18 protein-coding genes and 3 pseudogenes are annotated in these 20,564 nt (G+C 59.8%); 1 reads left to right on the forward strand and 20 read right to left on the reverse strand.

Going from position 1 to position 20,564, the window contains the following annotated elements:
* Positions 1–63 precede the first annotated feature (63 nt).
* The 12 genes and pseudogenes from AC1RAC_RS02990 to AC1RAC_RS03045 form a co-directional block, all read right to left on the reverse strand.
* Positions 64–1,233 (reverse strand): MFS transporter, encoded by a 1,170-nt coding sequence (locus tag AC1RAC_RS02990; protein ID WP_492616165.1) that lies wholly within the window; start codon positions 1,231–1,233, stop codon positions 64–66.
* A 34-nt stretch (positions 1,234–1,267) separates the two neighbouring features.
* Positions 1,268–1,975 carry an NUDIX hydrolase gene (locus AC1RAC_RS02995; RefSeq protein WP_492616166.1) on the reverse strand — a complete coding sequence of 236 codons (708 nt, stop codon included), beginning with the start codon at positions 1,973–1,975 and terminating at the stop codon, positions 1,268–1,270.
* Between the two features lie 27 nt (positions 1,976–2,002).
* Positions 2,003–2,293, reverse strand: a pseudogene (locus tag AC1RAC_RS03000) (integrase core domain-containing protein); the annotation flags it as partial.
* Positions 2,230–2,580: a hypothetical protein gene (locus AC1RAC_RS03005; protein WP_492616167.1), complete on the reverse strand. Its 351-nt coding sequence runs from the start codon at positions 2,578–2,580 to the stop codon at positions 2,230–2,232. The pseudogene AC1RAC_RS03000 and the gene AC1RAC_RS03005, both read right to left, overlap by 64 nt.
* 104 nt (positions 2,581–2,684) lie before the next feature.
* Positions 2,685–4,010, reverse strand: coding sequence for an LLM class flavin-dependent oxidoreductase (locus AC1RAC_RS03010; RefSeq protein WP_492616168.1), 1,326 nt, complete (start codon positions 4,008–4,010; stop codon positions 2,685–2,687).
* Positions 4,011–4,175: 165 nt separating this feature from the next.
* Entirely contained in the window at positions 4,176–5,411 is a 1,236-nt protein-coding gene (locus AC1RAC_RS03015) for a Zn-dependent hydrolase (RefSeq protein ID WP_492616169.1), read from the reverse strand.
* Positions 5,408–5,911 (reverse strand): L-2-amino-thiazoline-4-carboxylic acid hydrolase, encoded by a 504-nt coding sequence (locus tag AC1RAC_RS03020; protein WP_492616170.1) that lies wholly within the window; start codon positions 5,909–5,911, stop codon positions 5,408–5,410. Before AC1RAC_RS03020 ends, AC1RAC_RS03015 begins: the two co-directional genes overlap by 4 nt.
* Positions 5,912–5,976: 65 nt before the next feature.
* Positions 5,977–7,128, reverse strand: coding sequence for a branched-chain amino acid ABC transporter substrate-binding protein (locus AC1RAC_RS03025; protein WP_492616171.1), 1,152 nt, complete (start codon positions 7,126–7,128; stop codon positions 5,977–5,979).
* Positions 7,129–7,213: 85 nt separating this feature from the next.
* Entirely contained in the window at positions 7,214–7,861 is a 648-nt protein-coding gene (locus AC1RAC_RS03030; protein ID WP_492616172.1) for an ABC transporter ATP-binding protein, read from the reverse strand.
* Between the two features lie 61 nt (positions 7,862–7,922).
* Complete coding sequence (locus AC1RAC_RS03035; protein ID WP_126587013.1) at positions 7,923–8,696, reverse strand: ABC transporter ATP-binding protein; 774 nt, start codon at positions 8,694–8,696, stop codon at positions 7,923–7,925.
* Positions 8,693–9,796: an ABC transporter permease subunit gene (locus AC1RAC_RS03040; protein ID WP_126587011.1), complete on the reverse strand. Its 1,104-nt coding sequence runs from the start codon at positions 9,794–9,796 to the stop codon at positions 8,693–8,695. The genes AC1RAC_RS03035 and AC1RAC_RS03040 overlap by 4 nt, the downstream gene beginning before the upstream one ends.
* Complete coding sequence (locus tag AC1RAC_RS03045) at positions 9,793–10,740, reverse strand: branched-chain amino acid ABC transporter permease (protein WP_492616173.1); 948 nt, start codon at positions 10,738–10,740, stop codon at positions 9,793–9,795. Before AC1RAC_RS03045 ends, AC1RAC_RS03040 begins: the two co-directional genes overlap by 4 nt.
* 207 nt (positions 10,741–10,947) lie before the next feature.
* Between AC1RAC_RS03045 and AC1RAC_RS03050 the strand changes: the two genes are divergently transcribed.
* Positions 10,948–11,847, forward strand: coding sequence for a LysR substrate-binding domain-containing protein (locus AC1RAC_RS03050; RefSeq protein ID WP_492616174.1), 900 nt, complete (start codon positions 10,948–10,950; stop codon positions 11,845–11,847).
* A gap of 191 nt (positions 11,848–12,038) precedes the next feature.
* Here AC1RAC_RS03050 and AC1RAC_RS03055 read toward each other — a convergent pair whose 3' ends face one another.
* From AC1RAC_RS03055 to AC1RAC_RS03090, 8 genes and pseudogenes are all read right to left on the reverse strand, one after another.
* The gene (locus tag AC1RAC_RS03055; RefSeq protein WP_492616175.1) at positions 12,039–12,485 is read right to left on the reverse strand and encodes an MFS transporter; all 447 of its coding nucleotides are present in this window, start codon (positions 12,483–12,485) and stop codon (positions 12,039–12,041) included.
* 129 nt (positions 12,486–12,614) lie between these two features.
* Positions 12,615–13,016 carry an ExbD/TolR family protein gene (locus AC1RAC_RS03060; RefSeq protein ID WP_492616176.1) on the reverse strand — a complete coding sequence of 134 codons (402 nt, stop codon included), beginning with the start codon at positions 13,014–13,016 and terminating at the stop codon, positions 12,615–12,617.
* A 1-nt stretch (position 13,017) separates the two neighbouring features.
* Positions 13,018–13,459 (reverse strand): annotated as a pseudogene (locus AC1RAC_RS03065) (MotA/TolQ/ExbB proton channel family protein); the annotation flags it as partial.
* Positions 13,460–13,605: 146 nt separating this feature from the next.
* Positions 13,606–14,988, reverse strand: a pseudogene (locus AC1RAC_RS03070) (TonB-dependent receptor plug domain-containing protein); the annotation flags it as partial.
* Positions 14,895–16,133, reverse strand: coding sequence for an MFS transporter (locus AC1RAC_RS03075; protein WP_492616177.1), 1,239 nt, complete (start codon positions 16,131–16,133; stop codon positions 14,895–14,897). The pseudogene AC1RAC_RS03070 and the gene AC1RAC_RS03075, both read right to left, overlap by 94 nt.
* Before the next feature lie 33 nt (positions 16,134–16,166).
* Positions 16,167–18,827 (reverse strand): TonB-dependent receptor domain-containing protein, encoded by a 2,661-nt coding sequence (locus tag AC1RAC_RS03080; RefSeq protein WP_492616178.1) that lies wholly within the window; start codon positions 18,825–18,827, stop codon positions 16,167–16,169.
* Between the two features lie 203 nt (positions 18,828–19,030).
* Entirely contained in the window at positions 19,031–19,987 is a 957-nt protein-coding gene (locus tag AC1RAC_RS03085; RefSeq protein ID WP_492616179.1) for a FecR family protein, read from the reverse strand.
* Positions 19,984–20,493, reverse strand: a complete 510-nt coding sequence (locus tag AC1RAC_RS03090; RefSeq protein WP_153338244.1) for a sigma-70 family RNA polymerase sigma factor — start codon at positions 20,491–20,493, stop codon at positions 19,984–19,986. Before AC1RAC_RS03090 ends, AC1RAC_RS03085 begins: the two co-directional genes overlap by 4 nt.
* Positions 20,494–20,564 lie beyond the last annotated feature (71 nt).

A 20,564-nucleotide genomic window follows, 5' to 3' on the forward strand; every position in this document is an offset into this window, starting at 1 on the left:
TAGACGTCGGCCAGAATTAGTTCTGTCCAACATGCATAAGTATCGACATGGAAGCTATGCAGATCATTCTTGAGCGGGGGCTCTGCGCAACATCAACATTGCACTAAATAGCACACCGACTACCCCCACCGAGATCATCAATCCATGCGCGCTGACGTAGGACACTGTGGCGCCCGTGGCAATCGGGCCCAATACGCTGCCCAAGGTGTAGAACATCGCGATGGCCGTCATCGCGGTGGACACTTGATGTTCGCCCACCCGGTCTCCCGCCTCGATCACTGCCAACGTGTTCATGCCACCAATGGCGCCGCCCCAGAGGAACACGATTATCGTCGCCAGCCAGGGAAACGGCTGGCTGAACGGAATGGTCAGGGTGCCCAGCAACAGTATCAAACCGCAGACTAATTGACCGACTTTGTACGAACTGCGATCGGCCATCCAGCCGATCGGCAGTTGCAGGACGGTGCCACCAGTGCCGAACACCGAGATCAGCAGGGTCGCGGCGGTCAACAGATAACCGGCCGAGAGGCTGTAGCCTGCAAGGAACGATACAGATGAGGTTTCCGAAAAGCCCGCGATGAATGCGCCACACAGCGCAGTAGGGATAACGCTGAACAACTTGCCATGGCGTTTTTCTTCCGGGGTTTGCGGCTGCGTATCGTAGTCCTTGAGGGCTAAGGCCAGCGCGCCGGACAACAATACGATCACGGCACAGGCGTAGTAAGGCGCGGCGCTCCCGACGCCGAATACCACCAACAGCAGCGGGCCAACAGCAATACCCAGGCCCATCAAGGTCTCATGTACGCCGATCGCCCGGCCGCGCTCGTCTTTCGAGGCAATCGCGACAATCCAGGTATCGCAGGCGATCCAGCGCAGGATCAAGCCGACACCCAGCACAAAATTCAGCGCAAAGAAAAGTACCAGTTGGGTTGTCAGGCTCATACCTATCAGCGCAGTAACAGTCAGCGCAGAGCTGAGGATATTAGTCTTGACGAGCCCTAAATGGGCCAGCACGCGAGGAATCCATTTGTAGAGCAGCAGGATCGCCAACCACGAGGCGCTCACAACAACGCCGATCCTTACCGGCTCGACACCTTGCTGCTCAAGCGAAAGCGACAGCAGCGGAGTAACTGTACCGATCTGCACGATCTGCGACAGGGCCGAGAGGGTGTTTATCTTGGTGAGGGCGAACCAGCGTTGCTTGTCGGTGTACTCGATACTCGGGTTTTCCATGCGCGATCGACCTTGGATAACACATCAAACGCATTTAACGATCAGGCAGAATCCTTTCAAAGTATTCTCGCTGGACTGCGGGCAGGCTGAGTCCATCCAGATCTGACGCTTCTTTTACGAACACGACGCCAGACAGTTCTGGATCTACCTGCCCCGCTAGAAATGTTTCAATCCGGTCTGAGACGTCCAAGCGCGACCACTTCAACTGCGCTTCCTTGAAAAAGGCGCAACGCACGTCATTCTCAACTCTAATCCATTCGTCTGCTAGGGAGAAATCTTCAAGTGTCAGGCCCGTTTCCTCCTCAACTTCTCGAATGAGCGAACGCTCTAAGTCTACCGTCGCGTCTTGCAGCACATCGTCGTCATTCAACGTTCCGGAGGGGAAGTAGCTCATTCCCGCATTCGAGGTATGTGCAGCCATAGTGCCTAGAAGGAAAAAATCATCCGACGTCTTGATTGCCGCAATCGGAAAGCAGAGCTTTGCGCTCCTGCTCGGATGTTTGAGTTCGCGCCATGCCATGAAAGCCGCATAGGAGGTCCGAAGCAGACTCACCTTCAGCGTGGAATAATCCCCCGACACATCACGCGACATCAAAACCGGCCCATTGAATATTTTAGGCTCGCGCGCGGTCAGCAAACTCCAGATCCTAGAGATCTCGGATGAGTGCGAGGACTCAAAATCCCAACGATTTTCTCTATCAAGCTGAGCTAACACATGTGAGTGCTTTTGATAAATTGTCATGCCTACCTCAAAGATGTACTGTAGTGGTCAACTCATCCCGGACACGGTTTTGAGTTTTTCTTCCATTTTCGCTGGGGCCAGTCCATCGTTAAATTGATGAGGTCGGATCCAGTTGTAGTGATGCATCAGGTACTGGCTAATGTCTCTCTGAGCCTGGTGGCCGGTCATGTAGCCAGTGGTTGGTATCCACTCTGTTTTCAAGCTGCGAAAAACCCGCTCCATTGGCGCATTATCCCAGCAGTTTCCTCGGCGGCTCATACTCTGACGCATGCGATAACGCCACAGCTGCTGGCGAAAGTTGCGACTGCCATATTGGGCCAGAAGTGCCGCCGCAACTCATGCCCACCGACTGCGCGCTGGAAAAACAGCCCTCCATTTTCCCCGATCACTCCGTCAACTGGCCACATCCGAGCCATTTGATCGCACCACCCGGCGGGTGCTGCCGTGACCGGAATAACGCGGATGCCATACGCTTGCAAACGCTCAAGCGCAGTGTACGTAGCGGCCGCCAAGCGGCCTTGGTAAGTCAGGGGCTCGTCCATGTCGGTGAGGACGAAACGAACACTATCAAACTCGGAATCAGCGGCGGTGAACAACGGTTGCATGGAAGTTCTCATTTTCTTTGAAAGGGTCAGAATGGCAAAAAATTACAGGGCGAACGAGTTGACGCGAAACGTCGATGTGCCTGAAAACACACAGATCATCACGTCTAGGTAAAGAACCGATTTGCCGGACGAGGTAATCCAAGGTTTTCGCGCAAGGTCGATCCTTCATACTCGCGCCGAAAAATGCCACGTCGTTGTAACTCGGGAACGACCTTGGCCACGAAATCATCGAGCCCTCCCGGCAGCCACGAAAACATGATGTTGAAGCCATCGCTGCCTTCAGTCTCCAGCCATTGTTGCATCTCATCGGCAATGCTCTGAGCCGTCCCCACGAACGAAAGGCCAGCGTAGCCACCAAGGCGCTGAGCCAGTTGACGTACCGTCAGTTGCTCACGATCAGCCAGCGCCAGCACCCGTTCACGGGCGCTTTGGCTGCCGTTGGTTTCAGGTATCGACGGCAGAAACTGGTCGGGATCAAATTTCGTGGCATCTGTTCCAAGGGCAATGGACAGAGAAGCTATCGCACTCTGGTAATGCACAAGGCTGTCGAGGTGCGCGCGGATTCGCCGGGCGTCCTCCTTCGTATCGCCCACCACCACAAAGGCGCCAGGAAGAATCTTCAAGTGTTCGGGGTGTCGACCTATTTCCCGCATGCGGCGCTTGATATCGGCATAGAACGCTCGGCCCTCCTCCAGCGTGCCCGGAGCAACGAAAATCACTTCAGCTGTTTCGGCGGCCAACTGGCGCCCGGGCTCCGAAGAGCCGGCCTGAACGATCACCGGCCAGCCCTGCACCGGACGGGCAATATGCAACGGTCCGCGAACGTTCAGATATCGGCCTTGATGATCGAGTGTATGCAGCTTGTCCGGGTCGAAGTAGACGCCGCTGTCGGCATCGCGAATAAAGGCATCATCCGCCCAACTGTCCCAAAGCCCGGTCACCACATCGTAAAACTCCCGCGCGCGCGCATAACGCTCATCATGGGAAAATGCCTGCTCCAGGCCAAAGTTCAACGCCGCATCAGGGTTAGCCGTAGTGACAATATTCCAACCTGCACGACCGTTACTCAGATGATCAAGCGAGGCAAAACGCCGGGCGATATGAAACGGTTCGTCGTAGGTGGTCGAGGCCGTCGCCACCAGCCCGATGTGGTCGGTCGCCTGACTGAGTGCAGACAACAAGGTGAAGGGTTCGAACGAAGTGGCGGTATGGCTGCGCTTCAACGCTTCGATGGGCATATTGAGCAAGGCCAGATGATCGGCCATGAAGAACGCATCGAAGCGAGCACGCTCCAGTGTTTGAGCAAAACGCTTGAGATGAGCAAAGTTGAAGTTGGCGTCACCATAAGCGCCGGGATAACGCCAAGCGCCGGTGTGGATGCTGACCGGACGCATGAAGGCGCCAAGTTTGAGTTGGCGTCGAATACTCATGAAGAACTCCGTAATCAAGAGGATTCCCAGCATCCACCGGTTCAACTTTCCCTGTCCAATAATCAAACGTACTGACTTATGCCGTATGGTCGAGAGTGGTGGTTCGGTGCAGCACTGCCTGGGCCCTCGACAACCACGGCACGGACGAAATTACCCCGCTGACGGTCAGACGCCAGCCTTGGCCAGCATCGCCTGCAACAGCACATCGGCTCCGGCAGTGGCCCAGTGGGGATGAATCTCCTCGGCTTCGTTATGGCTGAGGCCGTCCACGCAAGGCACGAAGATCATCGCAGTTGGGGCCACACAGTTCAGGTAGCAGGCATCATGCCCTGCGCCGGAAATCATCGGCCGATGGCTGTAACCCAGGGCTTCGCAGGACGCACGCACGACCTCTACGCAGCCACTGTCGAAGGCAATCGGCGCGTACTGGAAGATCTGTTTGACGTTGTGTTGCAAACCCATCTGCCCTGCAATCCGCTCCACCACCTCGCGCAACTGCACATCCTGCCGAGCCAGCACCGCCTCATCCGGGTGACGAAACTCGACGCTGAAGAACACCCGTCCGGGCACCACGTTGCGTGAGTTGGGAAAGACGTTCGCCATGCCCACGGTGGCACGGCCCTCGGCCCCCTGTTCCAGGCCCAACTGATTGACCGCCTCCACCACCCGGGCGAAACCGAGCAAGGCATCCAGTCGGTGATCCATCGGCGTAGTGCCGGCGTGGGCGCTTCGGCCGATCAGTTCGACTTCATACCAGCGCTGGCCTTGAGCCCCGGTGACTACACCGATGGTGAGGTCCTGAGCTTCGAGAATCGGGCCCTGTTCGATATGCAGTTCAAAGGCCGCATGCACCGCTTGGCCGCCCACCGGATGCGCGCCAGCATAGCCAATCTGCTCCAGCGCCTGACCGATGCTGATGCCCTCGGCATCGGTCCGCGACAGGCCGTATTCCAAGTCAAACACCCCGGCATAGACACCGGAAGCGATCATCGCCGGGGCAAACCGCGAGCCTTCTTCATTGGTCCAGTTAACAACTTCGATGGGCCGTTCGGTCTCGATCCCAAGGTCATTCAAAGTGCGCAGCACTTCCAGTCCCGCCAGTACGCCGTAGATGCCGTCGAACTTGCCGCCTGCCGGTTGGGAGTCGCCGTGGGAGCCGGTCAACACCGGTGCTAACTGGTCATTGCGTCCGGCGCGTCGGGCAAAGATATTGCCCATGGCATCGACCCGTATGCTGCAACCGGCCGCTTCGGCCCAGACCACGAACAGGTCTCGGCCACGACGGTCCTCGTCACTCAGCGCCAGCCGCGACACACCACCCTTGGCGGTGGCACCGATCTGCGCCATCTCCATCAGCGAGTCCCAGAGGCGCTCGCCATTGACTCGCGCCAGGACGCTCATGAACGTGGGTCCTGAGGTTTGTCCTGGGGCTTGGCCCGGTAGCGGAAGTCGCAGCGTGGCGCTCCGCCCATGATGGTCTGGGTACGGGTCAGTTCGATGTCCGGGTTGTAGCCGACGATAAACAGTTCGTCGCGGTTGCACGACAGCAGATGACCGATCTCGCCGAGGCCCATCTCGTGGTACATCTCGGCATAGCGGCAGCGTTTGACGTCGTAGTCATAGTGTTCGGCGTCACTGGCGATGATCTCGACTTTCAGCGCATCGTCCTGCTCCCAGAGGACCTGTAGCTCGACGAAACTTTCGAGGTCTGCGCCCTTTTCTTCCAGGGCGGCGAAATGTTTTCCAGCCTTGATCGCGGCATTGCCCACCGCCTCGCCGATCACCGCGGCGGCATGTTGCTTGCCGTGCTCGCGCACCAGGATGTCGTAGATCGGCTTGATGATTTCGGCTTCAATCCGCCGCCGGGCGAGGATGCCCAGTTCACCTTCGAGTTTGCTCATTGTGTGCCTCCATCAGCTCCACGGAAGCGGACGAACCCACCGGTTCGTCCGCAGATTTAGCCTGGTTATTTAGCGCCGCCCGCCACACTCACCGGCAGCCACTGGTTGGCCTTGACCTGGTACACGGTGAAGGTCGGGTTTTGCAGGTTACCCTGGGCATCAAATGCAATGGTTCCGGTCACCCCTGGGTAACTGATAGTGCGCAGTACCGGCAGGTACTTTTGCGGGTCGGTCGAATCGGCCTTTTCGATGGCCGCGATCAACACGCCGACGCCGTCGTAGGCAAACGGTGCATGCAGCTCGATCGGTGCCTTGAAGCGTTGTTGGTAGGCCTGGTCGAAAGCCTTGCCGCCAGGCATCTGCGCCACCGCCAGCCCTGGTTCGAGAGCGATCACGCCCTCACCTTCGTTCTGCGCCAGTTGCAGAAACGTCTGGCTGACAAAGCCGCCGGCGCCCATCAACGGTGCCTTGATCCCCAACTGCTTGATCCGCCGGGCAAGAGGCGCGGCCTGAGAATCGACGCCACCGAAGAAAATCAGGTCAGGATTCTGACTGCGGATATTGGTCAGTACCGCGCTGAAATCGATGGTCTTGTCGTCCACGTACTCACGGGCCACGACCTTGGCACCTCCGGCCTCGATGGACTTAACGAACTGGTCCGCCAGCCCCTGACCGAATGCGGTGCGGTCATCGATCACGGCGATGCGGCGGGCCTTGAGGGTTTTCAGCGCGTAGTCGCCCGCAACCTGACCACCGTCATCGTCGTGCCCCATGATCCGGAAGCTGGTGTCAAAACCCTGCTGAGTGTAGGCATGGCCAGTGGCGACCGGTGCTACCTGAGCAATCCCTGCGTCGTGGTAGACCCGCGCCGCCGGAATGCTGGTGCCGGTGTTCCAGTGACCGACGACGCCGACCACGCCTGCATCCACCAGACGCTGGGCAACCGAGACCGCGGTGCGTGGATCGGACTGATCGTCTTCGGAGACCAGTTTGAAGCTCACCGCTTCGCCATTGATTTTCGGGTGCTGGGCGTTGGCCTTGTCGATGGCCAGTTGCGCGCCGTTTTCCAGGTCCTTGCCGATCCGCGCCGAAGGGCCGGTCAGGGGGCCAGCGAGGCCGATCAGGATTTGTTGGTCGGCCTGAGCCACTGCACTGGCCAGGCTGCCAAGCGCCAAGCCGAGCAGCACGACGAGTTTGAAGGGGGCAGAAGTTTTCATCGGTATTTCCTGTATCTCACAGGCCTAAATGGCCTGAACGGGCTTGTCGGAACACGCCGGGCGTCCGGTAGCGTCAGTGGTTAATTCATTCCCCGAGGTAAGCGGCGCGCACCTCAGGATCGTCGAGCAAGTCGCGCGAGGCACCGCTCAGGCTGATGCGTCCGGTATCCATCACGTAGGCACGGTCGGTGACCTGCAGCGCCAGTCGGGCGTTCTGCTCCACCAGCAGCAGGGTCATACCCTGGCGGCAGACGTCATCGATCACCTGAAACAGTTTCTCCACCATGATCGGTGCCAGCCCCATGGAGGGTTCGTCCAGCACCAGCAGGCGCGGCCGGGATAGCAACGCGCGGGCCAGGGCGAGCATTTGCTGCTCGCCGCCGGACAGCAATCCGGCGGACTGCTGCAAGCGTTCTTCCAACCGTGGAAAGTGCTCGAACAACTGGCGGATCTCGCGGTTCACCTGCTGCTGATCACGACGCAGGAAGGCCCCCGCCTGAAGGTTCTCCAGCACACTCATGCGGGCGAAGATGCCGCGCCCTTCCGGGACCATCGCAATGCCCCGGCGTAGAAGTTCATTGGGCGCCAGGCCAAGGATCGAACGTCCGGCAAAGTGGATCTGCCCCGCCGCGGCCGGCAACAGCCCGGTCAGGGCCTTGAGGCTGGACGTCTTGCCCGCGCCGTTAGCGCCGATCAGCGTCACGCGCTCACCCTCGGCGATCTGCAGGTCCACGGACTTGACCGCCTAGATGGCGCCGTAACGCACCTTCAAACCGTCGATGTTCAACAGTGGCTCAGACATCCGCGCTGGCTCCCAGGTAGGCTTGAATAACCGCCGGGTGACGCCGCACTTCGTCCGGCGCGCCTTGGGCGATCACCCGGCCGTAATCCAGCACGCTGATGCGGTCGCAGACGCCCATCACCAGTTTGACGTCATGCTCGATCAGCAACAGGGTGTGGCCGTCGTCGCGAATTTTTTCCAGCAGACTGCGCAACTGGACTTTCTCGCTGGCGTTCATCCCCGCCGCCGGCTCGTCGAGGGCCAACAAACGCGGCTCGGTGGCCAGGGCCCGGGCAATTTCCAGGCGTCGTTGATGGCCGTAGGACAAGGAGTCGGCGCGGTAATCGGCGAAGCCGGCCATGCCCACGTAATCCAACAGGTGATAGGCCCACTCACGGGTCTGCGCTTCTTCCTCGCGGGCCCGACGATGACGGCTCAAGGCCGCCCAAAGACCGTTTCGGGTGCGCACATGGCGCCCGACCATCACGTTCTCCAAGGCGCTCATGGTGTTGAACAGGCGAATGTTCTGAAAGGTCCGGGCGATGCCGGCCTGGGCTACCTGGAACACCGAAGTTGGCCGGTAGGTCTTGCCGTCCAGCTGGAAGCGGCCGGAGTCCGGCGTGTAGAACCCGGTCATAACATTGAAAAAGGTGGTCTTGCCCGCGCCATTCGGGCCGATCAACCCATAGATTTCGCCAGGCTGGATGCTCAGGCTGACATCACTCAGCGCGGCAACACCACCAAAGTGTTTGTTCACTTGATTGATCTGCAACAAAGGGCCGCTCATCGGGCACCTCCGGACTGCGCAGGCCACAAGCCGGCGGGTCGATAGAGCATCGCCAGGATCAGCGCCAGCCCGTAAAACAACTGCCGGATGATTTCCGGGTCTATCAGCACCTGACCGAACAGCGCCTGTTGCAACGGGCCCATGCTGGCTCGCAACGCTTCGGGCAGGGCCGCTAGCAGCACACAGCCAAGAATCACTCCGGGGATATGGCCCATGCCACCGAGTACTACCATGGCCAGCACGGCAATGGACTCATTGAGCGAGAAGGACTCCGGAGAGACAAAGCCCTGGAACGAGGCGAACAACGCGCCGCTCACACCACCAAACGCGGCACCTATGGCAAACGCCAGAAGCTTCAGACGCCGGGTATTGAGGCCCATGGCTTGGGCGGCCTCCTCGTCTTCACGAATTGCCATCCAGGCGCGACCGATCCGCGAACGCTCAAGGCGAATACAGGCGAACAGAATCAGCAACACCAACGCCGCAAACAGGTAGTAATACAGATAGACCGAGGGCAGCCGCAGCCCGAACAACTCCTGGGTACGGGCCAGGTTGACCCCCAGCACTTGCACCGGATCCACCTGAGCAATGCCTTTAGGACCGTTGGTGAGGTTGACCGGCCGGTCGAGGTTGCGCAGCAGGATGCGGATGATTTCGCCAAAGCCCAGGGTGACGATGGCAAGGTAGTCGCCGCGCAAGCGCAAGGTCGGCGCTCCCAGCACCACGCCGCAGCCGGCCGCCAGCAGTGCCGCCAAAGGCAGGATCATCCAGATGGACGTGTGCATTCCTACGGGCAGCAGCGCCGCCAGGGCCGGGAACTGCAGCAACAGATGCGGCGAGGACAGCAGCGCCGCCAGGTAAGCACCCACGGCATAGAAGGCGATAAAGCCCATGTCCAACAGGCCGGCATACCCGACGACTATGTTCAGCCCCAAGGCCAGCATGATGTACAGCAAAGCGAAATCCAGGGTTCTGACCCAGGTGTTGCCGCCCGCGTGGCCGACAATCCACGGCGCCAGCACCAGAGCCAGGGTGAACAGCAGCAGACCAAAGTGGGCACGCTTGCTGGAGGGGGTCGCAACCGCAGTAGAGAGCGTCATGCGCGGATCGCCAGTCGTTCGCCCAGAATCCCCGAAGGACGGAACACCAACACCGCAATCAACACGATAAAGGTGAACACGTCCTGATAGTTGCTGCCGAAGACACCACCTGTGGCCGTGCCCAGGTAGCCGGTACCCAGAGCCTCGATCAGCCCCAATAGCAGGCCTCCGAGCATGGCGCCCTTGAGGTTACCGATCCCCCCCAGTACTGCGGCCGTAAAGGCTTTGATGCCTGGCAAAAAACCCATGTAGAAATGTGCGCTGCCGTAGTTGCTGGCCATCATGATGCCGGCCAGCGCGGCGAGCCCCCCGCCAATGGCGAAGGTCAGCACGATGATGCGGTTTGGATTGATACCCATCAGGCTGGCCACCTGGGGATTCTCGGCAACGGCGCGCATGGCCCGGCCAAAGCGGGTGCGCTCCACCAACACCAGCAGCGCCAGCATCACAACCAGCGCTACGGCAATGGTGGTCAACGCGGTAGCGTGAGTGACTGCCGCGTGGCCAGAATCGCCGGACAGTACCTCGATCGGCTCCAGCGGGAGGAGTTGCGGGAACATCTGCGGATTACGCGTCCATACCAGCATCGCGGCGGTTTGCAGCAGCAGCGATACTCCAATGCCACTGATCAGCGGTGCAAGACGCGGTGCATGGCGCAGACGTCGATAGGCGACACGCTCGATCAACACCGCCAGCAAGGCGCAAAAAGCCATGGCGATCAAGGTTGCCAACACCAGCACCAGAACCGCGGGCAGCGCTGGCCAGGTCGCCTGCAACAGACGAATAACCGACAGGCCGAACATGGCGCCGATCATCAATACATCGCCATGGGCAAAATTGATGATCCGCAAAATGCCGTAGACCATGGTGTAACCCAAGGCCACTAGCGCGTAGAGACTGCCCGACATCAAGCCATTGAGCAGTTGCTGGATAAAAGCATCCATGAAAACCATCAACCCCATACATAAGGGGTCGGACTGCACTGTGCGCCGACCGGAAAGCAAGAACGCGGCACACTATGGCTTTATTCTATTTTTATCAAATATCAGAAGTTCATATGCATATTCGAAACCAATAAAGCGCCATACACGCCATCAATACGGCATTTATAGCTCTTTATTTGCCAACAACATTAGTATTTAATTCAACACATGAATTATATAGAACAGTTAGCTAATGACCCTCCCCTGCGTGCCGTGCGCACCTTTGAAGCTTTTGCCCGCCACGGCGGGGTGAATGCCGCCGCCCGCGAGCTGGATGTTTCACCCTCCGCGGTCAGCCATCAGTTGCACTTGCTGGAAAGTTTCCTTCAGCAACCCTTGACCGTGCGTCAGGGGCGCAACCTGATCCTCACCGAAGAAGGCCGCGAGTATTACCGCGCCATCCGTTCGGCCTTCGCCGTGCTGCGCAGTGCCACCGAGCATGTGCGAGAGAAAAGCGCCACGCGCCAGGTCACCATCAGCCTGATTCCGCTGTTCGGGATCAACCTGTTCATTCCACGTCTGGCGGAGTTTCTGCGCGACCATCCGGAGCTGGACATCAATGTCACGTACGCCAACCACCGCAGTTACCCCAGCGATGCCGCAGACCTGTCGATCCGTTTCGGCACCGGGCACTGGCCGGGTTATCACAGCGAGCCATTGATCTCAGGGGCGGTCACGCCGTATTGCGGTAGAGCCTTTCTTCAACAGCATGGCCCTATCGACTCTCCCCAGGCACTGAGCGAACTACCACTGCTGCACGACGAAGAACGCGGCACCTGGGGCCAATGGTTCCAGGCCGCCGAAGTTCGGCACGCCACTGCGCTCAATGGTTTGTTACTCGAAGACGGTCAACTGGCGCTGACCGCAACGCTCACCGGCCTCGGTTGCTCACTGCTGCGCGAACCCTTGGTGGCGCCCCACGTTGCCAATGGCGAGCTGGTGAAACTGTTTGATCTGGAGGTCGATGACGGCCGTCAGTACTACCTGTGCCGTCGTTCCAACAGTGAACTTTCGACAGAGGGCATCAACCTTTATGAATGGATCAAGCGCAGCCTGGTGAGAGGATGAGCAGCAGGCGCCGCTAGCTGACAGAGCCGCCAAAAGCAGCACAGGAAGAAGATCCGCTCCACACCAGACGCACGCGAAGCAAGGTCGCAGACATGGTTGAGAAATATGCGAAGGTGTATGCCGGACCTCGATTCAATCGCTATGATTTTTTCTCAGAACCAACAGCGCAATGAAGAGAGTACCTACGCCTCCTACGCAATCATCATGCCATGGGCACTGACAAAGGAGATGGTCACTCCCGTAGCCACCGGTCCCAACACACTACCCAAAGTGTAAAACATGGCAATGGCTGTCATGGCCGTGGACACCTGATGCGTGGTGACCCGATCTCCGGCCTCAATCACCGCCAGTGTGTTCATTCCGCCAATCGCGCCGCCCCGGAGAAAGACCATCAGCGTGGCCAACCATGGAAAAGGCTGGCTCAACGGAATGGCCACTGTGCCCACCAGCAACACCAGGCAACACACTAACTGCCCGGCTTTGTAGGAGCTTCTGTCAGCCATCCAGCCGATCGGAAATTGTAGCAACGTCCCGCCCACTCCGAACCTCGAGACCAGCAAAGTGGCGGCCGTCAGCAGGCAACCTGTCGCTAGACTGTAAGGGGCGAGAAACGACACCGCCGAGGTTTCCAGGGACATCGGCACTCCTTGGCTCGCACGAATAATCGAGCGCCCCCTTGAGTAGAACATCCTCAGGACGCCGCCGATGTACACTATCTTGCGCCTCTGATCTTAATGCCCCCCCGTCGGGCACGACTCTAAAGCTTCTTACTTTGCCGTTATCACCGACAACTTGGTAATCCCTGCCCGCTCGACAGAGGCCATCGCCCGCGCCACTTCCCCATAATTCACCCAGTTGTCGGCCTGCAGTTGCACGCGCACATCAGGATTTTTCGCCCTGGCCGCCTGCAGGTTGAATTCGAGCAGGTCCGCCTGAATTTCATCCTTGTTGATGAACACCTTGCCCTTGTCGTCGATGCTCACCACCAGCGGATCTTTCTGCTCCACCGGCGCCACCGATTCGGTCTTCGGCAGGTTGATCGGGATCGCATTGGTCAGCAGTGGCGCAGTAACGATGAACACCACCAGCAGCACCAACATCACGTCCACCAGCGGCGTGACGTTGATTTCGCTCAGCACTTCATCGCTGTCCTGGGTGGAAAAGGCCATCTCAGGACGCCTCCTTCACTTTCTGCCCGGTCGCGGTGGCGCCGGATTTTTTTCTGCGCCGGGTGCAGCAGCACACGGAACGAATGTTTCTGCGCCAGGCTGTAGAAGTCGTGGGCGAAGTCGTCTAGGTCGGCGGAGGTCAGTTTCAGGCGTCGCAGGAAGTAGATGTAAACCAGCACCGCCGGCACCGCGACGGCGATGCCCACGCCGGTGGCGACCAGCGCCGCACCGATTGGCCCGGCCACGGTTTCCAGGCTGGCCGAACCGGCCGCGCTGATGCCTCTCAACGCCGACATGATCCCCCACACCGTGCCGAACAGGCCGATGAAGGGCGAGGTGCTGCCGATACTGGCAAGGATCGCCAGCCCGGTTTCCAGCGAACGGCGTTCACGCACGATCTGCTGGCGCAGCGCACGCTCAAGACGGTCCTGATGGTTGATTGCCTAGCTGAGGTCGGTGGCCTGCGCGCCGTCCGGGACCTAAATCGCGGGTCTTCAGCGCCCAGTGCCTTGGCCAACGGTGAGTCGACACGCACTGATTTGGCTTCAACGAACTGCGGGACGCTATTGACGGTAGTGTATTGGTTGGCCGTTTGGGCATACACCGATTGCGACAACGACGGTGCGCGGAAACCGTTGCTCAAGGTACCGCGAATGGCGAACTCAGGCGTGAAGTCATAGCGCAGCGACAACTTGCCGCTGGTGGTGTTGCCAGCGCTGTCGTCGTAACTCTCGAAGCGCCCGGCCAGGCAGACATAGAACTTCTCGGTCGGGTTGAGCCCGACATCCACATACGTCGCGTAGCTGTTGCGGCTGGCCTGGCCGGCATCTTCCGGCGTAAGTGTGATGGCACCCTGAGCGCCGACCACCGCGGGCTGGCCGCGCAACGGACCACTGGGGTAGATGTAGCCGCCGTTGATAAACGACAACGGATCATCGGACTCGGTCTTGTAGCGTTCATGCCGATGCTCAAGACCTGCGGACACTTGCAGCGGTTTACTCAGTCCGACTTCAAACGCGCGGGTCAGGTCGAGGTTGTTGGTCCACTGGTCAAAATAGTTGGTGTAGCTGTCGACGTGTGTCGGGCTCGAAGGCCCCAGGGAGGCATTGAGGGTTTCGTCGGCATCGGCCTGTCCCTTGTCGCGGCCAAAGGTCGAACTCAAGTCCCAGTTCCAGTCGGCCACCAACCCCTTGGCGCCGCCAGCGACCTGGTAGTCGGTTTCCTCGAGGGTGTAGAACGGCGCCGTGCCGTCCGGGTAGATCTCGGGGATGATGTTGGTGGAATTGGGCCGACGAAAATTCTGCCCGCCCCGCGCATCGCGTTTGGTCAAGGTCGAGAACGAGTAGAGGGTCACATCATCCAGGGGCAATTCGGCGTTGTAGGCCACCCCCAGTGCCTTGATTTTCGGCAGGCCGTTTTTCTGCACGGACTTGTCGGCAGTGGCCTCTCGCGGGTCGGCGGAGCCGTCGGGTTGCCGGTAGTAGAACGAGCCGGTGGCATCGCGGGCGCGCACGGCGGTCTGTTGTGACTTGGCATCCAGGGAGAAGTTGAAGAAGCCGTCGTTGGGCAACGCCAGGCCTTTGTTCAGGGTCTGCTGGATGGTGCCACCGTCACCTTTGGTGTACTCGCCGAAGGAGGTGCTGACCGAGCCGCCATTGTCGTTCTGCTTGAGGATGATATTAATTACCCCGGCGATGGAGTCCGAACCGTACTGCGCCGAGGCGCCGTCTCGCAGCACCTCGATATGGTCGATGGCGCTGATCGAGATCATGTCCAGATCGACCGGGTTGGTGCGGTAGGCTGTCGTGGAGTCGAGGTTGACCACCGCACTGTTGTGGCGGCGTTTGCCATTGACCAGCACCAGCACGTTGGAGCTATTCAGACCACGCAGGCTGTAAGGTATGGCGATGGATACGGTCGGAATCCAAGCAGGATTAATGTCGCTAGCAGAAACGCACCAAGTAACGTCCACTCAGCCAACTCATAAGAGCCGGTCTGGTCATACAGCGCGCCAATCAGCCAGGCACCGAGGCTGATCGAAAGGGCAAACGTGAACGGCTGCACCGCCCCATAGATCACACTGAAACGACGCAAACCGAAGTAGCGTGCGATGAAGTATTTGGTCGTACCGCTTTCGCCACCGCCACCCAGGCCGATCAAGAATATCGAGAGCCACAAGCCGGCAAAGCCGTTCGCAGACTCGAATATCAGCATGCCGAGTACGGCGATCAACGCAAAGGGTAGCGCGACCCTGGGCGTCTGGAAGCGGTCCATCAAGCCCCCCATCAGTGGCTGGGACACCACCATGCCGATCGACAACGCCGACAGCACCGTAGCAGCCTGACCCCGAGTCAGTTCACGTTCTATGAGCATTGGTACCCCGTGCGTCATCACGCCCGACACCACAAATACCGTCAGCACTTGGTTGATCAGCAGCAACCAGAACGTTGGCGTTCGCCAGGCTTCGAACTCGGACATGCCCTGCTCCACCGCAGGCGCGGCTTGCTGGACGGCGGGGACTGCACGCTCGCGAAACAACCACCATAACAATGGCAACGCCACCCCGCCCTCCAGAACGCCATACACTAAGTAAGTGGTACGCCACCCCCATGCCTCGATGCACACATGGCCCACCCACAACCCGAACGGACCGCCGATGCCAAATCCCAGCCCCAACAATCCATAGGCCATGCCACGTCGCTGCACAAACCAACCGCCCAAAATCTTGCCGTAGGGCATATTCCCCGGTGCAACGATACCCAGCAGCAAAAACAAACCGCGTAGCTGCCAGACTTCTTCGATGATCGCCAACCCCATCAGCAGTGGTGCCAGCAACGCGGTGCTTACGAGCATCAACCGCCTGGCCCCCCAGCGGTCGATCAGCCAGCCTTTGACCGGGCTGCTCAGCGCCACCGCCAGACCGAACAGCGTCACCAGCAACACGACCTGGGCGCGGTCCCAGCTGAATTCGAGGCTCATCGGCGCGATGAACAAACTGAACGTAGTGAGCAGGATGCCGGTGGGGCCAAGCATGATGGCGATCACCGAAGCCAGCAGCACACCGAGGGCGGCCGGAGAATACTCCGCGTGGCCGCCCTTTTGAGTTTCAAGGGCCATAGTCGTATCCCATCAGCCACTATCCGTTGAGTATCAGAACTGATACCGCGCCTTCACGTAGTAGAACGCACCGTTGAAACCGATCTGTGAGCCGTAGGTGTCGTAACGCAACACATCGCCGTAAGTAGTACTCGCGGCCGGCAGCTTGTCGGGGCGTACGTCCAGCACGTTGTCGGCGCCCGCACTCAGTTGCAGGTTGCGATTTACCGCGTATCGCACGGCGACATCGGTGATGTATTTCGGGCTGTTAACAAAGTGATTGAACACCGTAGGGGACCAGGCGTTAGGCCCAACGGTGTAGTCGAGCTCCGAGGTAGTCTTGCCGTAGCGTGTCAGACGCAGGCTCACGTCAAGGTTATCTAGGCTCCAGGTACTGCCCAACGACACTTGGCTGCGCGGCGTGGAAGATGTCAACCAGGCAATCTGCTGGGCATTGAGCAGCACGTCACCGTTGGCGCCCTGGTGGTTCTTTTCTACTTTGGTGCGATTGAAGTTGGCCGATGCTTCCCAGTCAATCGCGCCATAAGCGCCAAGGGACGTGAGGTAATGCCCTGTGATATCGACCCCACGCGTGAGGGTGTCGGCACCATTGGCCAGGTAGTGCGTACTGACCGTGTCCAGGCCCGCGGGCAACGAGATACCGGCCAGCGTCAACGCATCGATCGCCTCGGTACCCGAATAGGTGCCGCTGTCGACGATACGGTCACGAATGCGGATCTGGTAGGCATCGATGTTCAGGCTCACATCGTCCCGCGGGGTCAGCACCAACCCGAGGTTGAAATTGGTGGACTTCTCCGGTTTCAGGTCCTTAGCCCCCAACAATTTGGCGGCCGGTGAATTGGCCGCCAGCAGCCCGAGGGCGATGTCCGGCCCCACGCTCAGCCCGGTATAGTGTTCCTGCACCAGAGAGGGCGCGCGAAAGCCACTGCTCACACTGGCGCGCACAGCCACCCCCGGCGTGAAGTCATAGCGGGTGGATAATTTGCCATTGGTCGTGCTGCCAAACTCGCTGAAATGCTCGTAGCGGCCGGCAACGTCCACCTGCCATTTCTCGGTGATCGACGACGACAGATCGATGTAGGACGCCAGCACATCACGCGACCATTTGCCCGCACTCAGCGGTGAGAGCCCGGCCAGCCCCTCAGCTCCGCCCAGGTCGTACGAAGCCGGATCGCCGGCGTTGATCTGATAGGTCTCCCGCCGTTGCTCCAGGCCCAGCGCGACATTCAACGGTTTGGTAAGGAACCCGACGTCATAAGCGCGGCCGATGTCAAAATTGTTGGTCCACTGGGTGTTGCGATACGTAGCCAGGTCGAAACTGGTGGGGCTGGTGCCGGTGTTGCGATAGAGCGCCGCGTTGACCGATTGGGTCATGCTGATTTCGGGCCTATCGGCGCCATAGGCGGTGCTCAGGTCCCAGTGCCATTGATCGAATAACGAGTTACCGCGGATGCCGAAGACGGCCGAATAGTCATCCTCGTCATTATTGGGGCGCGGGGTAAAGCCTTGCGGGTAGATCGTCGGAGCCACCGAACCCAGGCGATAGTTTGCCGCCGACGAGCCCTTTCGGCTGGTGTAGGTCCCAAAGCTATACAGCTCGACGTCATCGTCAAAACCATAGCCGCTGTTGTATGCCATCGACTGGCGATGGAAGGCAGGGTCACCGATGGAAATGTTGTCGCGATGGCCCGTGCGGTTATCGATACCACTCCTGACGGTACGCTCCTGCTCCCGGTATTCGGCACTCAGGTTAAGAAAACCGCTCTCGCCGAACGCCAGCCCGCCGTTGATGCCCGAGCCCTGGGACAGCCCGTCACCGGCGCCGTACTGCCCGATATCAGTGTTGAACAGCGCCCCATGGTCGGCAGACTTGAGGATGATATTGATCACCCCGGCGATGGCGTCCGAGCCGTACTGTGCGGACGCCCCGTCTCGCAGCACCTCGATGCGCTCGATGGCGCTAACGGGAATGGTGTCCAGGTCGACGCCCGTCGAGCCTTTTTGCAAACCACCACTGATGTTCAGGTTGGCCGTCTCGTGGCGACGTTTGCCGTTGACCAGGACCAGCACATGGTCTGGGCTCAGGCCGCGCAACGACTGGGTATGGGTCAAGGCTGAGGCATTGAACGGCTGCGCCTGTCGAGTCAGCGCGGGCAGCAACTTGACCAGCATGTCGCGCAGGTCAGTCGCCCCGCTGCTCTGCAGTTGCTCGCTGCTCACCACGTCGATGGGGCTCAGGCTCTCGCTGGCTTTCACATTGGTCTGGCGAGTGCCGGTCACCACTACCGTCGCCAGCGTGCCCGTCGACGTCGGCGCACGCGGCACAACGGATGCTGCCGGCGCGGACGCTACGGGGTGCAACGTCAGTACGCCATTGTTGCGGCTAAACCCCAAGCCACTGCCGCGCAATGCTTGCTCCAGCGCCTGATCAACACTCAACGAGCCCTTGATCGCCGGCGCCGACAACCCCTCGACCTGCGCCTGGTCAAACGAGATCGGCGTACGACTCTGCCGGACAATGCTCAACAGCACCTGGGATAGGCTTGCGCCAGGAATATCAAAAGCCAGGGCCTGGACCTTGCCGGCCACGGCGAAAGGCTCGGCCCAAAGCGGCGGCGCCGACACCAGGCGGGTGAGCCCCACCGCCCAGATCATTGAGCTGCGAGGCACGCGAGACAAACGTTTTATGGTCATTATCGATTTACCTGAGGGATGCACGTTCCTATGTGTGCAATTGCCCCCAGGATTGTTTAGCGCCGATCGAGACTGTTTTTTTATAAGGTTATGCCGTCATTCCGCGCGGAGTGGCATTGCCTCTGGAGCAGTGTGTGCCCAGTGCGAACCTATGAAGATCACCTCGGGCCAGCATTCACCACCAAGGCAACCTAAGTGGGTTGCTATGAGGCAGTAATACTGACCCAATAATCGCTATACCGGCTGACCGCCACTGGCAGGCTGCGCTCCAGCATCTCAAGGGAGATGGGCATATCGTCCAGCGGGAACAGGCCGTTGACGCGAATTTTCGCAGCCTTGTCGTCGAGCATGACCACACCGGGCAGATAAGGCCTGAACGCCTCCGCGACCCAACTCAACGGCTTGTCATTGACTTCAAGCCAACCGCTGGCCCACGACCCTTCGTCCGGCTGCAGGCCGTCTCGGGCAAGTACTCTACGGGCATCGAACAGCAGGGAATGGGCGCTGGGAACCACAATGCTTTCCCCTGTGGGCAAGCGCAGGAGCGCCTCGCCGCGCAGGGTCAATAGACGGATGCACGCGCCCTCTTCCGCCACCTGCAACTGCCCGGCCTGGCTAGACACAATCCCGGCCGAGGTGGTGACTTCGAACGCCGATACCGGGTTCTCGGCGACTTCCAGCAACAACGCGCCACGACGCAATACCAGCCCGCGTTGCTGGTCAATGAAACGCGGGAGCACTTTACTACGGGCATTGAGCTCGAGCCGGCTGCCGTCGTCGAGCAGCCAGCGATGACGCTCCCCGGTGCCGGTCACCCACTCGCTGGGTAAGCCCATGCCCGATTGCAACCATCGGCCCAGTAGCCCCGCGCCCACCACCACACCGAGCAAGCTCAGGCTATTGCCGATAAATCGCCGGCGGCTCGAAGGTTGCTCCAGCGCGCGCAGCAGCGGCGCGCTGGTACGCCCACGCCAAGGGGATGCCTGGACGCTGGCCAGGCCCTTGAGCAACTGATCGAAGACCCGCGCATGGTGTGGCGATTGCCCGCGCCATTGTTCCAGCGCCTGTTGCTGCTGGCTGTCGAACGAACCGGACTGAATCTGCGCCATCCATTCAATCGCCTCTTCCAACACCGCGTCGTCGCGGTCCGCCTGGCTCATTCTTCCAGGCCCCGATAGCAGCAACGTAGCGCTTCTTTCATCAACTGATGAATGCGCGCCTGAGACAACCCCACACGTTCACTGATCTGCAGGTAGGTCAGGCCCTCCAGTTGACTGAGCACGAACACCGTCTTGGCTTGCCCCGAGAGGCCGTCGAGCAGGCGGTCGATGGCTTGCAGGCTTTCGATGAGCATCCACTGTTCATGGGGCGAAGGGTGGACCTGATCCGGCGCCTCGGCCAGCACTTGCAGGTAGGCGCGCTCCAGGTCCTTGCGCCGCCAACTCTCGTACATCAAGCGTTGGGCGATGGTTGCCAGCAGCGCCCTGGGCGAGCGGATCGCCCCCGGGTCAGGCAGCATCCAGACTTGCAAAAAAGCTTCCGCAGCCAAGTCCTCGGCGCTGTGGCTGCAACCGGTGTGGCGCGACAAGCGCCGGCACAACCAGCCGTAGTTCTGCTGGAACAGTTGAGCAATCAGCGTGCTCTTGAAAGGTGAAGGGCTATCCATATGCATTCAGTCACTTGAGACACCCCACGCCAACGGATACGACGGTAGTGAGCTTGCCAGGTTGAAGTTCT

This window comes from Pseudomonas sp. GW823-FHT02F05 (assembly GCF_058797315.1).

Coding starts and splice junctions, on each gene's coding strand:
- AC1RAC_RS02990 (WP_492616165.1), bottom strand. CDS start 1,233: ATGGAAAACCCGAGTATCGAGTACACCGACAAGCAACGCTGGTTCGCC.
- AC1RAC_RS02995 (WP_492616166.1), bottom strand. CDS start 1,975: ATGACAATTTATCAAAAGCACTCACATGTGTTAGCTCAGCTTGATAGA.
- AC1RAC_RS03005 (WP_492616167.1), bottom strand. CDS start 2,580: ATGCAACCGTTGTTCACCGCCGCTGATTCCGAGTTTGATAGTGTTCGT.
- AC1RAC_RS03010 (WP_492616168.1), bottom strand. CDS start 4,010: ATGAGTATTCGACGCCAACTCAAACTTGGCGCCTTCATGCGTCCGGTC.
- AC1RAC_RS03015 (WP_492616169.1), bottom strand. CDS start 5,411: ATGAGCGTCCTGGCGCGAGTCAATGGCGAGCGCCTCTGGGACTCGCTG.
- AC1RAC_RS03020 (WP_492616170.1), bottom strand. CDS start 5,911: ATGAGCAAACTCGAAGGTGAACTGGGCATCCTCGCCCGGCGGCGGATT.
- AC1RAC_RS03025 (WP_492616171.1), bottom strand. CDS start 7,128: ATGAAAACTTCTGCCCCCTTCAAACTCGTCGTGCTGCTCGGCTTGGCG.
- AC1RAC_RS03035 (WP_126587013.1), bottom strand. CDS start 8,696: ATGAGCGGCCCTTTGTTGCAGATCAATCAAGTGAACAAACACTTTGGT.
- AC1RAC_RS03040 (WP_126587011.1), bottom strand. CDS start 9,796: ATGACGCTCTCTACTGCGGTTGCGACCCCCTCCAGCAAGCGTGCCCAC.
- AC1RAC_RS03045 (WP_492616173.1), bottom strand. CDS start 10,740: ATGGATGCTTTTATCCAGCAACTGCTCAATGGCTTGATGTCGGGCAGT.
- AC1RAC_RS03050 (WP_492616174.1), top strand. CDS start 10,948: ATGAATTATATAGAACAGTTAGCTAATGACCCTCCCCTGCGTGCCGTG.
- AC1RAC_RS03055 (WP_492616175.1), bottom strand. CDS start 12,485: ATGTCCCTGGAAACCTCGGCGGTGTCGTTTCTCGCCCCTTACAGTCTA.
- AC1RAC_RS03060 (WP_492616176.1), bottom strand. CDS start 13,016: ATGGCCTTTTCCACCCAGGACAGCGATGAAGTGCTGAGCGAAATCAAC.
- AC1RAC_RS03075 (WP_492616177.1), bottom strand. CDS start 16,133: ATGGCCCTTGAAACTCAAAAGGGCGGCCACGCGGAGTATTCTCCGGCC.
- AC1RAC_RS03080 (WP_492616178.1), bottom strand. CDS start 18,827: ATGACCATAAAACGTTTGTCTCGCGTGCCTCGCAGCTCAATGATCTGG.
- AC1RAC_RS03085 (WP_492616179.1), bottom strand. CDS start 19,987: ATGAGCCAGGCGGACCGCGACGACGCGGTGTTGGAAGAGGCGATTGAA.
- AC1RAC_RS03090 (WP_153338244.1), bottom strand. CDS start 20,493: ATGGATAGCCCTTCACCTTTCAAGAGCACGCTGATTGCTCAACTGTTC.